At 72.7% G+C, this 13,976-nt stretch carries 10 protein-coding genes and 3 tRNA genes; 8 read left to right on the forward strand and 5 right to left on the reverse strand.

The window, feature by feature from the left end; translation table 11 throughout:
* Positions 1 to 102: 102 nt before the first annotated feature.
* Entirely contained in the window at positions 103 to 4,047 is a 3,945-nt protein-coding gene (gene hrpA, locus ABZ714_RS27635) for an ATP-dependent RNA helicase HrpA (protein WP_358828056.1), read from the reverse strand.
* A 361-nt stretch (positions 4,048 to 4,408) separates the two neighbouring features.
* Between hrpA and ABZ714_RS27640 the strand changes: the two genes are divergently transcribed.
* From ABZ714_RS27640 to ABZ714_RS27650, 3 genes are all read left to right on the forward strand, one after another.
* Positions 4,409 to 4,768 (forward strand): hypothetical protein, encoded by a 360-nt coding sequence (locus ABZ714_RS27640; RefSeq protein ID WP_358828057.1) that lies wholly within the window; start codon positions 4,409 to 4,411, stop codon positions 4,766 to 4,768.
* A 106-nt stretch (positions 4,769 to 4,874) separates the two neighbouring features.
* Positions 4,875 to 5,702, forward strand: a complete 828-nt coding sequence (locus ABZ714_RS27645; RefSeq protein WP_358828058.1) for a thioredoxin domain-containing protein — start codon at positions 4,875 to 4,877, stop codon at positions 5,700 to 5,702.
* 2 nt (positions 5,703 to 5,704) lie between these two features.
* Complete coding sequence (locus ABZ714_RS27650; protein WP_358828059.1) at positions 5,705 to 6,559, forward strand: cytochrome c biogenesis CcdA family protein; 855 nt, start codon at positions 5,705 to 5,707, stop codon at positions 6,557 to 6,559.
* A 44-nt stretch (positions 6,560 to 6,603) separates the two neighbouring features.
* On the opposite strand, the gene ABZ714_RS27655 is transcribed toward ABZ714_RS27650, so the two are convergent.
* From ABZ714_RS27655 to ABZ714_RS27670, 4 genes are all read right to left on the reverse strand, one after another.
* A tRNA-Phe gene (locus ABZ714_RS27655) sits at positions 6,604 to 6,677 on the reverse strand.
* Between the two features lie 47 nt (positions 6,678 to 6,724).
* Positions 6,725 to 6,799: transfer RNA gene (locus tag ABZ714_RS27660), tRNA-Asp, on the reverse strand.
* Positions 6,800 to 6,845: 46 nt separating this feature from the next.
* Positions 6,846 to 6,918 (reverse strand) — tRNA-Glu (locus ABZ714_RS27665).
* An 80-nt stretch (positions 6,919 to 6,998) separates the two neighbouring features.
* Complete coding sequence (locus ABZ714_RS27670) at positions 6,999 to 8,624, reverse strand: metallophosphoesterase (protein WP_358828060.1); 1,626 nt, start codon at positions 8,622 to 8,624, stop codon at positions 6,999 to 7,001.
* 123 nt (positions 8,625 to 8,747) lie between these two features.
* On the opposite strand from ABZ714_RS27670, the gene ABZ714_RS27675 reads away from it, so the two are divergent.
* From ABZ714_RS27675 to ABZ714_RS27695, 5 genes are all read left to right on the forward strand, one after another.
* Positions 8,748 to 9,098, forward strand: a complete 351-nt coding sequence (locus tag ABZ714_RS27675) for a metallopeptidase family protein (protein ID WP_358828061.1) — start codon at positions 8,748 to 8,750, stop codon at positions 9,096 to 9,098.
* Entirely contained in the window at positions 9,095 to 9,643 is a 549-nt protein-coding gene (locus ABZ714_RS27680) for a CrcB family protein (RefSeq protein ID WP_358828062.1), read from the forward strand. The genes ABZ714_RS27675 and ABZ714_RS27680 overlap by 4 nt, the downstream gene beginning before the upstream one ends.
* Complete coding sequence (gene crcB / locus ABZ714_RS27685) at positions 9,640 to 9,990, forward strand: fluoride efflux transporter CrcB (protein WP_358828063.1); 351 nt, start codon at positions 9,640 to 9,642, stop codon at positions 9,988 to 9,990. The genes ABZ714_RS27680 and crcB overlap by 4 nt, the downstream gene beginning before the upstream one ends.
* Before the next feature lie 621 nt (positions 9,991 to 10,611).
* Positions 10,612 to 11,199 carry a hypothetical protein gene (locus tag ABZ714_RS27690; RefSeq protein ID WP_358828064.1) on the forward strand — a complete coding sequence of 196 codons (588 nt, stop codon included), beginning with the start codon at positions 10,612 to 10,614 and terminating at the stop codon, positions 11,197 to 11,199.
* A gap of 348 nt (positions 11,200 to 11,547) precedes the next feature.
* Positions 11,548 to 13,839 (forward strand): DEAD/DEAH box helicase, encoded by a 2,292-nt coding sequence (locus ABZ714_RS27695; protein ID WP_358828065.1) that lies wholly within the window; start codon positions 11,548 to 11,550, stop codon positions 13,837 to 13,839.
* Positions 13,840 to 13,976: the final 137 nt, after the last annotated feature.

Here is a 13,976-nt window from a genome sequence, read left to right on the forward strand (position 1 = left end):
CAATACAGCAGCACCGCCGCTCCGGTCGAACTCGCTTTGTGTGACGGCGCCGTCACAGGCCACGGGGTCCGGAGCAGGCCCGGGACCCCGCCCCGGAGGGGCTCAGCGCGCCCCGGTCCCGTACGCCGCCGCCGCCGCGTCCACGGCCTTCACGATCCGCTTGTCGGAGACGGGGTACGCCGTCCCCAGGGCGTGGGCGAAGTAGCTGACCCGCAGCTCCTCGATCATCCAGCGGATCGCCGTGACGTCCTTCGGCACGGGCCGGCCCTGCGGGAGCTGTTCCAGCAGCCAGGCGTACTCGTCCCGCATGTCGTGGACCTTCTCCATCCGCGCGGTGTCCCGCTGGACGGCGGCCGGCATCTGGGTCAGCCGCCGGTCCGCCGCGACCAGATAGCGCATCAGGTCGGGCAGCCTGGCCAGTCCGGTGAGGGTGACGAACCCGGCGGGCACCAGCGTGTCGAGCTGGGCGCGGACGTCCGCGGCGTTGGGGAGCAGCGCCGGGCTCGTGGTGGCCTTGAGCCGCCGCTCGCACGCCTGCCAGGCGGCCAGCACCTGCTGGACCTGCCCCACCGTGCGGACGGTGACGTCGACCAGATCGGCGCGTACGGCGTCGTACAGCTTCCGGTACGTCTCCTCGTCCCAGGCGGGCCCGCCGTGGTCGGCGATCAGCTTGTCGGCGGCGGCGGTCGCGCAGTCCTCGAAGAGGGCCTGGTTGGAGCCGTGGGGGTTGCCGGAGAGCGCCAGTTTCTGCTGGTTGCTCAGCTTGTCGGAGGCGAACTTGGCCGGGTTCACCGGGATGTTGCGCAGGATCAGCCTGCGGGTGCCCCGCCACATCGCGGCCCGCTGCTCGGCCTCGGTGTCGAAGAGCCGTACGGACACGGTGTCGCCGTCGTCGACCAGCGCCGGGTACGCCTTCACCGGCTGCCCGGCCCGCCGGGTCTCGAAGACCTTGGTCAGCGTGCCGATGGTCCAGTCCGTGAGCCCCTTGCGCTCGATGGACTCGCCCGAGGGCCCGGCGGCCCCCGCCGCGGCCTCCGAGAGGGCCTTGCGGGCCTTGGGGCGCAACTGGAGCCGGAGGGGTTCCAGCTCCTTCGCCTCGGCCAGCTTCCGCCGCCGCTCGTCGACGATCCGGAAGGTGATCTTCAGATGGTCGGGGATCTTCGCCAGATCGAAGTCGGCGGCGTCGACCGGGACGCCGACCATCCGCTTCAGCTCCCGGGCCAGGGTCGCCGTCAGCGGCTCCTGGAGGGGTACCGCCCGCTCCAGGAACGCCCTGGCGTAGTCGGGCGCCGGGACGTAGTGACGGCGGATCGGCTTGGGGAGGGAGCGGATCAGCTCGGTGACGACCTCCGCGCGGAGTCCGGGGATCTGCCAGTCGAAGCCCTCGTCGGTGACCTGGTTCAGTACCTGGACCGGGATATGGACGGTGACGCCGTCCGCGTCGGCGCCCGGTTCGAACTGGTACGTCACCCGGAACTTCAGCCGCCCCTGCCGCCAGGAGTCCGGATAGTCGTCCTTGGTGACCGCGCCGGCCTTCTCGTTGATGAGCATCTCGCGCTCGAAGTCGAGCAGCTCGGGCTCGTCCCGGCGCTTCTGCTTCCACCAGGAGTCGAAGTGCGCGCCGGAGACGACATGTGCCGGGACCCGCTGGTCGTAGAAGTCGAAGAGGGTCTCGTCGTCGACCAGGATGTCCCGGCGGCGGGCCCGGTGCTCCAGCTCCTCGACCTCGGTGAGGAGGCGCCGGTTGTCGGCGAAGAACTTGTGGTGGGTCCGCCAGTCGCCCTCGACGAGGGCATTGCGAATGAAAAGGTCCCGGGAGGTCTCGGGGTCGATCCGGCCGTAGTTGACCTTCCGCTGGGCGACGATCGGCACGCCGTAGAGCGTGACCTTCTCGTACGCCATCACCGCGGCCTGGTCCTTCTCCCAGTGGGGTTCGGAGTAGGTCCGCTTGAGGAGGTGCTGGGCCAGCGGCTCGACCCACTCGGGCTCGATCTTCGCGTTGACCCGGGCCCAGAGCCGGGACGTCTCGACCAGCTCGGCGGACATCACCAGCCGGGGCGGCTTCTTGAACAGCGCGGAGCCCGGGAAGACGGCGAACTTGGCGCCCCGCGCCCCCAGGAACTCGTTCTTCGCGTCGGTATCCCTCAAGCCGATATGCGACAGCAACCCCGCCAGCAGCGACACATGGACCCCGGACTCCGGCCCGTCGTCCTCGTTGACGTGGATCCCCATCGACTTGGCGACCGACCGGAGCTGGGCGTAGATGTCCTGCCACTCACGGATCCGCAGGAAGTTCAGATACTCCTGCTTGCACATCCGGCGGAAGCTGGACGAGCCGCGTTCCCGCTGCTGTTCGCGGACGTACCGCCAGAGGTTGAGGAAGGCCAGGAAATCGGAGGTCTCGTCCTTGAACCGGGCGTGCTGTTGATCGGCCTGGGTCTGCTTCTCGGCGGGCCGTTCCCGGGGATCCTGGATGGAGAGCGCGGCGGCGATCACCATCACCTCGCGGACACAGCCGTTCTTGTCGGCCTCCAGCACCATCCGGGCGAGCCGGGGATCGACGGGGAGCTGGGCCAGCTTCCGGCCGAGCGGAGTGAGCTTCTTTTTGGGGTCTTTCTGTACGGGGTCGAACGCCCCCAGCTCCTGGAGCAGCTGGACGCCGTCGCGGATATTGCGGTGGTCCGGCGGGTCGATGAAGGGGAACTTCTCGATGTCGCCGAGCCCGGCGGCCGTCATCTGGAGGATCACCGACGCCAGATTGGTCCGCAGGATCTCGGCGTCCGTGAACTCGGGCCTGGCCTCGAAGTCGTCCTCCGAGTAGAGCCGGATACAGATGCCGTCGGAGGTCCGGCCGCAGCGGCCCTTGCGCTGGTTGGCGCTGGCCTGGCTGACCGGCTCGATCGGCAGCCGCTGCACCTTGGTGCGGTGGCTGTAGCGGGAGATCCGGGCGGTGCCGGGGTCGATCACGTACTTGATACCGGGGACGGTCAGGGACGTCTCCGCGACATTGGTCGCCAGAACGATCCTGCGCCCGGTGTGCGGCTGGAAGACCCGGTGCTGCTCGGCGTGGGAGAGCCGGGCGTACAGCGGCAGGACCTCCGTGAAGCGGTGCTGTCTCTTGTTGAGCGCGTCCGCGGTGTCCCGGATCTCGCGCTCACCGGAGAGGAAGACGAGGATGTCGCCCTTCCCCTCGCCCATCAGCTCCTCGACGGCGTCGCAGATCGCGGTGATCTGGTCCCGGTCGCTGTCGGTGGAGTCCTCTTCGAGGAGGGGCCGGTACCGCACCTCGACCGGATACGTCCGCCCGCTGACCTCGATGATCGGCGCGTCGCCGAAGTGCCGGGAGAACCGCTCGGGATCGATGGTGGCCGAGGTGATGATCACCTTCAGGTCCGGCCGCTTCGGCAGCAGCTGGGCCAGATAGCCGAGCAGGAAGTCGATGTTCAGGGACCGCTCGTGCGCCTCGTCGATGATGATCGTGTCGTAGGCGCGCAGCTCGCGGTCGGTCTGGATCTCGGCGAGCAGGATGCCGTCCGTCATCAGCTTGACGAAGGTGGAGCCCTGGTCGACCTGGTCGGTGAAGCGGACCTTCCAGCCGACGGCCTCGCCGAGCGGGGTGTTCAGCTCGTCCGCGACGCGCTCGGCGACGGTACGGGCCGCGATCCGGCGGGGCTGGGTGTGCCCGATCATGCCCCGGACGCCCCGGCCCAGCTCCAGACAGATCTTCGGGATCTGGGTGGTCTTGCCGGAGCCGGTCTCACCCGCGACGATCACGACCTGGTGGTCCCGTATCGCCTCCAGGATGGAGTCCTTCTTCTGACTGACCGGAAGCTGCTCCGGATAGCTGACCTCGGGGACCCGGCCCGCCCGGGCGGCGATCCGGGCCGCGGCCTTCTCCCCCTCGGCGGCGATCTCGTCCAGCACGGCCTGCCGCGCCTCGGGCTTACGGATGCGGCGAGCGCCTTCGAGACGGCGGCCCAGCCGGTGGGAGTCCCGCAGGGAGACCCCGGCCAGCAGCGTCTGAAGGTCGGCGAAGGAAGTAGACATACGGTCTCCAGCATCGCACCCCCGGGAAACGGAGGGCGACCGCATTTCACCCCTCGGATCTGGTGCAGTATGGAGCGATCATCCGCCTCACTCCCGCCGCCGCCCGGCGGGACCGGACGACCCGAGGGGAACCGCCGCCGTGCCGCACCCGCCGAGCCGTGCCCTGGCCGGGCCGCGGGTACGGGCGCGTACGGGCGCGGCGTCTCTTGTACGGGGGCGTACGGGCGCGGCGCCGGTACGGACACGGACACGCACGGCCGGGGTCTCGCGCGTACGGACGCGGCCCGGCGCCGCCGGCGCGGCTCGGGCCCGGTCGCGTACCGCCCCCGGGACATCCCCCGCGGCATTCACGACACCCGGGGTGCCCCGGCCGTACGCCGCCGGGCTCGCCCTCGCGCTGCTGGTCGCCGTACTGCTGGCGCTCTGCCCCGGGCTGCGGGCCGGGACGGGAGGGCACGACACGGGGGAGCGGACCGTGGCGACCGCGCCCGCCGGAATCCCCGGCTGCGGCAGCGGTACCGGGGGCGGCGAGCGGGACGCGCAGCCCGCCACCCCGCCGCGCGGGGCGTCGGCGTACGAGCCGCCGCCCGTCCCGTACGTCCCCCACTGCGCCGCGCCCCAGCCCACCCGGGCCCACCTCGCGGGCGGGCCCGCCGGCTCCGGGCGGCCACCGCCGCTGGGGCCCCGCTCGCCGGAGGAGCTGTCGATCCTGCGGATGTAGAACGGGAAGGCGCGCCCTCGCCCGGGGCTTTCGCCCCGGTTCGTCCCTTCCGCTGTTCCCGTCCGTACGTACTCGTCACGCACCACTCGTCACAGGAGCCTCAGTCATGTCGTCCCCCGCCACGCCCCCCTCCCCCCGGCCCTCCGCCGGCAAGCCGTCCGCCGCCACCCGGCGCAAGCCGCTGCTGATCGGCGCGGGCGTCGCCACCGCCGCACTGCTGCTCGGCCTCGCCTCCTACAGCGCGACCCGCCCCGACGACCCCACGACCACCACCGTGCGGTCCGGCGGCACCGCCACCCCCGGCGCCGAGCGGACCGGCGGCGCGGGCGCCGTCGTCGAGGAGAAGACCGGCGCCTTCCCCGAGCTGGAGAAGCTGGCCCGCCGCGACGCCGGGGACAAGCTCGCCATCGGCCGCGCCGACGCGCCCGTCGTCCTCATCGAGTACGCCGACTTCCAGTGCGGCTACTGCGGCAAGTTCGCCCGCGACACCGAGCCCGGACTGATCGCCGACTATGTCGAGAAGGGCGATCTGCGGATCGAGTGGCGGAACTTCCCGATCTTCGGCGAGCCGTCCGAGAACGCCGCGCGCGGCGCCTGGGCGGCCGGACAGCAGGGCAAGTTCTGGGAGTTCCACGCCGCCGCCTTCGCCAAGGGCGCCAAGGAGAAGGGCTTCTCCGCCGACCGGGTGACGACCCTCGCCCAGGAGGCCGGAGTACCCGACCTCGGCCGGTTCGCCCGGGACATGGAGAGCGACGAGGCCCGGAAGTCCGTCAAGCGCGACCAGGACGAGGCGTACGGCCTCGGGGTCTCCTCCACCCCGTCCTTCCTGATCAACGGCAGCCCGATCGCGGGCGCCCAGCCCGAGGAGACCTTCACCGAGGCCATCGAGAGCGCCCTCGCGGCGGCGGGCGGCTCCGGCGCGAAGAAGTCCTGACCGTGCCCGAGATCGGATATCTGGCCGCCTTCCTCGGCGGCCTCCTCGCCCTGATCAGCCCGTGCAGCGCCCTGCTGCTCCCGGCCTTCTTCGCCTACTCCCTCGACTCGGCGGGCCGGCTGCTGGCCCGTACCGGCATCTTCTACGCCGGACTCGCCACCACCCTCGTCCCGCTCGGCGTCGCCGGGTCGTACGCCAGCCGCTTCTTCTACGGCAACCGCGATCTGCTGGTCTCCGTCGGCGGCTGGCTGATCATCGCCCTGGGGGTCGCCCAGATCCTCGGGCTCGGCTTCGCCTCCCGGCGGCTGGCGGCGGTCTCCGGCCGGATCCGCCCCACCACGGCCGCACCCGTCTACGCCCTCGGCCTGGTCTACGGCTTCGCGGGCTTCTGCGCCGGGCCGATCCTCGGCAGTGTGCTGACGGTCGCCGCGTTCAGCGGCAGCCCCGTCTACGGCGGGCTGCTGCTCGCGGTCTACGCCCTCGGCATGGCCGTACCGCTGTTCTTCCTCGCCCTGCTCTGGGACCGGTACGACCTGGGCTCCCGGCGCTGGCTGCGCGGCCGGGGCCTGACCGTCGGCCGGTTCCGGCTGCACACCACATCCCTGGTGTCCGGGGTGTTCTTCATCGTCCTCGGCGTCCTCTTCCTGGTCTTCGACGGGGCGACGACCCTGCCGGGCCTGGTCTCCGTCGACCGCTCCTTCGCCGCCGAGCAGTGGGCGGGCGAGGTGGGCGCCGCCGTACCGGACTGGGCGCTGCTGGTGGGCGTGGTGGCGGCGGCCGGTGCCGTACTGGCGCTCCGGGCCCGGCGCCGTACCGAATCCGAAACCGCCGCCCCGTCTTCCGCGGAGGAGGGTTAGGAACGACGAAGGCCCCGTCCACTGGACGGGGCCTTCGATCGAGGTGGCTGGGGCCGGGATCGAACCGGCGACCTACCGCTTTTCAGGCGGTCGCTCGTACCAACTGAGCTACCCAGCCGTACAACTGTGCGGATCGAGCCTTCTCGGCCTTCGCGCGAGTTGTAGCGGTCCTGACGGGATTTGAACCCGCGGCCTCCACCTTGACAGGGTGGCGAGCACTCCAAACTGCTCCACAGGACCAGGTGATGCGTACTGTACGAGGGTTTATTCTCGCACAGGTGTTGCGTGCCCCCAACGGGATTCGAACCCGTGCTACCGCCTTGAAAGGGCGGCGTCCTGGGCCACTAGACGATGAGGGCTAAGGGCCCGCCTGGGCGCTTCGCAGCGCGTCGGGGACGTGAGAAGCATATGGGATGGCGGGAGGTATCGCCAAAACGGTTTACGGGGCCGGGGAACCGGGGCCTCCGGCGGGCTTCGGGAAGGGGCCGGGCGACGGCTTCGCCCCGGGCCGGTTCTCCTCCGGCAGATGCCTGCTGACCTCGGCCGTCGTCAGTCCCAGACCGCCCAGGGTGATCTCGTCCCAGGCCCGCAGCCGTTTGGTGGAACGGTCCAGATAGAGCACCGAGGCCCGGACCTTCTCCGGCTTCTCGTTCTGGACCGCCCGCAGCCCGCCGCCACCGGTCGACCCCTCCACCTTCAGCCGGGTGCCGAGCTTCATCACCTCCACCTGCCGCCGGTGCAGATGCCCGGCGAGCACCAGCGGCACGGTGCCGTCGGTCTCCCGGGCGGCCACCGGGTTGTGCGCCACCGCGATGTCCACCGGGGTGCCCGCGCGCGCCTGGTCCCGGATCGCCGACGCCAGCCGGATACCCGCCAGCCGCTCGGCCGGATCGCCCCCCTGGACCGCCGAGCGGTCCGGGGTGAACTGCGGATCGCCCGTCCCCGCGATCCGCAGCCCGCCGACGGTCGCCGCCCGGCCCTCGTCCAGCACGGTGACGTTCCGCAGCCGGGTCAGATATGCCTGGGTGAGCCGGGAGTCGTGATTGCCGCGGACCCACACATAGGGCGCGCCCAGGTCCTGGATCGGGTCGAGATAGGCGTTCTCGGCGCCGCTGCCGTGGTCCATGGTGTCGCCGGAGTCCACGATCACATCGATCCGGTACTGCTCCACGAGCGACGCGATGATGTGCCAGGCGGCCGGATTGAGATGGAGATCGGAGACGTGCAGGACCCGGATGGCGCTCGGGTCGGGCCGGTAGGCGGGCAGCGTCGACGTGGCGTCGTACAGCTTGGTCACATTGGTCACCAGCCGGGCCAGCTCCTGCTGGTAGACGTCGAACTCGGTGACGATCGAACGGGCGTTGCCGACCAGCGACGGCGCGCTGGTGAGCAGCCCGGAGAAGCGGGGTTCGAGGACGGACTTGGGATTCCAGGTCGCCAGGGCCGTCGCCGACGACCCCGCCAGCAGGGTGAGGGCGAGGCCCCCGGCGGCCAGCGCCCGGCGGGGCCGGCGGTAGACCGCGAGCCCGAGGGCGGTGGCCCCGGCGACGACCGCCGTCACCGACCGTACGGCCAGCTCGGTCGTGCCGTCGACGACATCGGCCGCGACCTCGTCGCCCAGCCCCGAGAGCCGTTCCGGATGCTCCACCAGGGCCGTGGAACGGGCCGGGTCGAGCTGCTCGACGTCGACGTCGAGCCGGAGCGGCGCGGTATGCGAGTCGAGGTCCAGCGCGCCGAGCGGGGAGATGTTGATCCGGGTCCCGCCGGAGAGATCGGGCCGCAGCGTCATGCTGGTCTCCATCGGCCCCACCCGGGTGTGGACACTGCCCACGACCAGCAGCCCCAGCCAGGCGCCGAGCAGCGCCACGGCCACCAGTCCGACGGCCCGGGCCCAGGGCCGGGGCGCGGCTTCTGCCAGCCGGGTGTCCGCGGGCCCGGTGTCCGCGGGGCGCCGTCTCGTGAGCCGGGGCGTACGGATCGCTCGGATCGCTCGGGACGCGGCGGTACGGATCCCGGGCGCGACACGGATCCGGGGCTGCCTGGGCGGTTCCGACGGGCCTGTCATTGGGCCCGTATGCCCCACCGCCCCGCCCGGTATGCGGGAGTCCGGGGGTGCCGGACCCGGGGCGCGGGGGCGTACGGCCGGGCGCCCGGTCGCGTTTCGGCCGGGGTACGTGACAATGGCCGGGTGCTGGAGATGACGCGCGAGGAGTTCGAGGAACTGGTCGCCGAGGCGCTGGACCGGATCCCGCCCGAGCTGACGCGGCTGATGGACAACGTCGCGGTGTTCGTCGAGGACGAGCCGTCCCCCGACGATCCCGAACTGCTCGGACTGTACGAGGGGACTCCGCTCACCGACCGGGGCGAGTGGTACGCCGGGGTGCTGCCGGACCGGATCACGATCTACCGGGGGCCGACGCTGCGGATGTGCGCCAGCCGGGAGGAGGTCGTCGAGGAGACCGAGATCACGGTGGTGCACGAGATCGCCCACCACTTCGGGATCGACGACGACCGGCTCCACGCGCTGGGCTACGGATGACCGGGGGGCCGGAGCAGCCGGGGTCGTCGGAGCCGCCGGGGGCGCCGGACCGGGGCCCTGCGGATTCCGGTGCCCCGCCTCGTACCCCCTCGTCCCTGCCGATCGATCCGGACGTCGATCTCCGGGTGCCCGCCCAGCGGGCCGAGACCGCCGGGGCGCACCTCGTGCTGGTGGTCGCGGCCGTCGCGGCGGGTGGTGCGGTCGGGGCGCTGGCCCGGTACGCGGTGGTACGCGCCCGGCCCGCCGACGACCCCCTCGCGACGCTCGCGGTCAACCTCCTGGGGTCGTTCCTGATCGGGGTGCTGATGGTCCTGGTCGCCGAGGGCGGCCGGAATCCGCACCCGCTGATCCGCCCGTTCGCCGGAACCGGGGTACTCGGCGGATTCACCACCTTCTCCGCCTACGCCCTCGACATCCGGGAGCTGCTGGCCCGCGAACAGCCCCTGACGGCCTTCGGGTATCTGGCCGGGACGCTCGTCGGCTGCCTCGGCGCGGTGTGGGCGGCGGTCCTGCTGACCCGCCGGGCCGGAGCGGGGGACCCGTGACCTGGCTGCTGGTGGCGATCGGCGCCGCCGTGGGCGCGCCACTGCGCTATCTGACCGACCGCGCGATCCAGTCCCGGCACACCACGGCGTTCCCCTGGGGCACGTTCACGGTCAACGTCACCGGCTGCGCGATCCTCGGCGCGGTCGCGGGCGCCGCCGTCTCCACCGAGCTGTACGCCCTGCTGGGCACGGGCCTGTGCGGCGCGCTCACCACGTACTCGACCTTCTCCTACGAGACCTTCCGCCTCGCCGGGACGGCCCGATGGCGGGTCGCCCTCGCGAACGCTACGGCGTCGGTCCTGGCGGGCACTGCAGCACTGATCCTCGCCTTCGAACTGGCGACCTAGCCCTTCCGCCGAGCGGTTCGCCCCGGGGCCGGTGTGTGCTCCGCACCCGCTCATTGCCGACCCCGCGCCGGTGGGTGGCTCGTCTCGCAGTTCCCCGAGCCCCTGGGTTGCCCTCCCGACCGCTCTTGCGGAGAGGCGGGCCCCTTTCAGCGGCGCCGGGTAGGGGTTTTCAGGGGCGCGGGGAACTGCGCGACCAGCCACGACGGTGGCGCGGACCGCCAGCGACATCAGGCGGCTGGACGCGGCCCGGGTAGTGGGCCGGTGCCCCGGAGCAGCCAAGGCGCCGGGGGTCCCCCGTTGCCGAAGGCATAGGGAGCGGTGCCGGGGGAGAGCGCTTTTACGGGCTCGGGGAACTGCGACACAAGCCACCCACCGGGGTGCGGACCGCCAGCGACATCAGGCGGCTGGACGCGGCCCGGGTAGTGGGCCGGTGCCCCGGAGCAGCCAAGGCGCCGGGGAGGGCGTGTCCCCGGTGGCCCGCCGGGAGTTGGGCAGGAAGACCCGCGTACGGGGCCGAGCCCCGCGCGCGGTGCGCAACGCGCTCCCGCGCGCCCTTGAGCGCCGGGCGCTCGACGCGCGCCCCCTGTCCCCGCCGTCCCCGTCCTGCCCGGAGGTGCCCCCGTGCGCCAGCTCCCCGTCCCCGGCCGTCGTCTGGCCGCCGCTTTCGCCGTCTCCCTCGCCCTGGCCGCTTCGACCGGGTGCATGAGCGTCGGCGACGACGAGCGGGCCGAGCCCGCCCCCAGCGGTACGCCCGACCGGCGCGACACGGTCGCGGAACCGGACGGCGGCTACGAACGCCCGGGCGGCGGACGGCACGCGGGCGGCGGCCACCGGCACCCGGCGGTCGCCGGGGCCGACGGAAAGGCGGCGAAGGGCGGCAAGCCGGAGCTGTCGCCGAGCCCCAGCGCCTCCACCGGTCCGGAGGCGGAGCGGCCGGGCAAGCCGGTGGAGCGCCCCCGGCCGCAGCAGCCGGGGGCGCCCGGCCCGACCGCGCGCCCCACGCACTCCGAGGAGCCGACCCAGCCCCCGGTGGATCCGCCGGTGGACCCCCCGGTCGATCCGCCGACCTCGCCGCAGCCCCAGCCGACGGACCCGCCGTCCGCGTCTTCGGCGCCCGAGGTGCACGCGGGTGCGATGCGGCTCGCGGAGGTGGCGGGGCCGGAGCTGGCGGTCCGGCCCGAGGTGTCTCCCCGGCCGGGCCCGGTGTGATCCCGGCCGGGCGCGTGCCGGGCCCGTCGGGCCGTGCTGCTCCGGCGGTACCGCCCGACGGTCGCCGCCGGGTCGCCCGGTGACCGTACGGACGCGTACGGACGCGTACGGCGACGGAGCGCGCGGGGCGCGCGGCGGGCGCGTGTAACGGGGGTCACGCCCGAGCGGTTTGCCTCGGACCGGGGAGGGTGCGTATGGTGGTAGATCGTTTGATCCCATTGCCCGGCGCCGGAAGAGCGCGCCGTGTGGCGCGTATTTCCCAGCCGTGGCGGACCGCATCGAGGCGGTCGTGTGTGAAATCACGGAGTTCGGGCGCGTGCCGAGACTCCGGAAGGTTTCGCATTTCGCATGTCCACTTTCACTTCTGATCACGCTGTCGAGCCGGTCGAGAACACCACTCCCGCCGAGAGCACCGAGAACCCCGAGCACCCCGAGCACATCGCTCCGGTCGAGATCGCGGCCGAGCCGACCGACTCCGTCGACACCGACACCGACACCGACATCGTGGCGGCCGATGACGCCGCCGATGACGCGGACGACCTCCGTGCCGAGGACGACGACGCGGCCGACGACGCCGATGTCGAAGACGCCGAGCCGCAGATCACCTTCGCGGACCTCGGTCTGCCCGAGGGCGTCGTCCGCAAGCTCGGCCAGAACGGTGTGACCACCCCCTTCCCGATCCAGGCCGCGACCATTCCGGACGCCCTGGCCGGAAAGGACATCCTCGGCCGTGGCCGTACCGGCTCCGGCAAGACGCTCTCCTTCGGTCTTCCCCTGCTGGCCACCCTCGCGGAAGGCCGCACCGAGAAGAAGAAGCCCCGCGGCATCATCCTGACCCCGACCCGTGAGCTGGCGATGCAGGTCGCCGACGCCCTTCAGCCGTACGGCGACGTCCTCGGCCTGAAGATGAAGGTCGTCTGCGGCGGTACGTCCATGGGCAACCAGATCTACGCGCTGGAGCGGGGCGTCGACGTCCTCGTCGCCACCCCGGGCCGGCTGCGGGACGTCATCAACCGGGGCGCCTGCTCCCTGGAGCAGGTCCAGGTCGCGGTCCTCGACGAGGCCGACCAGATGTCCGACCTGGGCTTCCTGCCCGAGGTCACCGAGCTGCTGGACCAGGTCCCGGCCGACGGCCAGCGGATGCTCTTCTCCGCCACCATGGAGAACGAGATCGCGACCCTGGTGAAGCGGTACCTGACCGACCCGGTCAGCCACGAGGTCGACAGTGCCCAGGGCAATGTCACCACCATGACCCACCACGTCCTGGTCGTGAAGCCCAAGGACAAGGCCCCGGTCACCTCCGCGATCGCCGCCCGCAAGGGCCGGACGATCATCTTCGTCCGTACCCAGCTCGGCGCCGACCGCGTCGCCGAGCAGCTGCGCGAGTCCGGTGTGAAGGCCGACGCGCTGCACGGCGGTATGACGCAGGGCGCCCGGACCCGGACCCTCGCCGACTTCAAGGACGGGTACGTGAACGTGCTCGTCGCCACCGACGTGGCCGCCCGCGGTATCCACGTCGACGGCATCGACCTGGTCCTCAACGTGGACCCGGCCGGTGACCACAAGGACTACCTGCACCGTTCCGGCCGGACCGCCCGCGCGGGCCGCTCCGGTACGGTCGTCTCCCTCTCCCTGCCCCACCAGCGCCGGCAGATCTTCCGGCTGATGGAGGACGCGGGCGTCGACGCCTCCCGCCACATCGTGGGCGGCGCCGGTGCCTTCGACCCCGAGGTCGCCGAGATCACCGGCGCCCGGTCCCTGACCGAGGTCCAGGCCGACTCCGCGAACAACGCCGCCAAGCAGGCCGAGCGCGAGGTCGCCGACCTCAACCGGCAGCTGGAGCGGGTGCAGCGCCGCGCGGTCGAGCTGCGCGACGAGGCCGACCGGCTGGTGGCCCGGGCCGCCCGCGAGCGGGGCGACGACCCCGAGGCCGCGGTCGCCGAGGTGACCGGCGCGGTCGAGGCCGAGCTCGAGGCGGAGGCCGCCGCTGCCGCCGCCAAGCAGGAGCGCGAGGAGCGCCGGGCGCGCGAGGAGCGCGAGCGGTCCTTCGAGCGCCGGGACGACCGGGGCAACTTCGACCGCCGCGGCGGTGGCCGGTCCTTCGACCGCGAGCGCGGTGGCGACCGGGGCGGCGACCGCGGTGGCGACCGTGGTGGCTTCCGCCGGGACGACCGGGGCGGGGACCGTCCGTTCAACCGTGACCGCCGTGACGACCGGCCGTTCGACCGCGACCGTCGTGACGACCGCGGTGGCGACCGTGGCGGGTTCCGCCGGGACGACCGGGGCGGGGACCGTCCGTTCAACCGTGACCGCCGTGACGACCGGCCCTCCGGCGGTTTCCGCCGCGACGACCGTCGTGACGACCGCGGCGGCGACCGCGGCGGCGACCGTGGTGGCTTCCGTCGTGACGACCGTCCGTCGGGCGGCTTCCGCCGGGACGACCGTCCCAGCGGCCACCGGGGCAGCGACCGTCCGTTCAACCGCGACCGCCGCGACGACCGCCCCTCCGGCGGCTTCCGCGCCGGCTCCTCGGACCGTCCGTACGGCCGCCGCGACGACCACCGGGGCGGCAGCACGTCCGGCTCCTCCGGCTCGTTCGCCCGCCGCGACGACAAGCCGCGCTGGAAGCGCAACGGCTGACCCGAGGTCAGCAGGGTTCCCGGACAGGGCCCGCACCCCACGAGGGGTGCGGGCCCTGTCCCGTACCACCGCCGAATATCCCTGTGTAATGGCCTTTTCGGCCACCCTGCCCCGTTGCTAGCATGGCGCCGCCCGAG

The sequence above is a fragment of the Streptomyces sp. NPDC006798 genome, from assembly GCF_040635975.1.
GTDB lineage: Bacteria > Actinomycetota > Actinomycetes > Streptomycetales > Streptomycetaceae > Streptomyces.

Coding starts and splice junctions, on each gene's coding strand:
- ABZ714_RS27695 (WP_358828065.1), top strand. CDS start 11,548: ATGTCCACTTTCACTTCTGATCACGCTGTCGAGCCGGTCGAGAACACC.
- ABZ714_RS27680 (WP_358828062.1), top strand. CDS start 9,095: ATGACCGGGGGGCCGGAGCAGCCGGGGTCGTCGGAGCCGCCGGGGGCG.
- hrpA (WP_358828056.1), bottom strand. CDS start 4,047: ATGTCTACTTCCTTCGCCGACCTTCAGACGCTGCTGGCCGGGGTCTCC.
- ABZ714_RS27645 (WP_358828058.1), top strand. CDS start 4,875: ATGTCGTCCCCCGCCACGCCCCCCTCCCCCCGGCCCTCCGCCGGCAAG.
- ABZ714_RS27670 (WP_358828060.1), bottom strand. CDS start 8,624: ATGACAGGCCCGTCGGAACCGCCCAGGCAGCCCCGGATCCGTGTCGCG.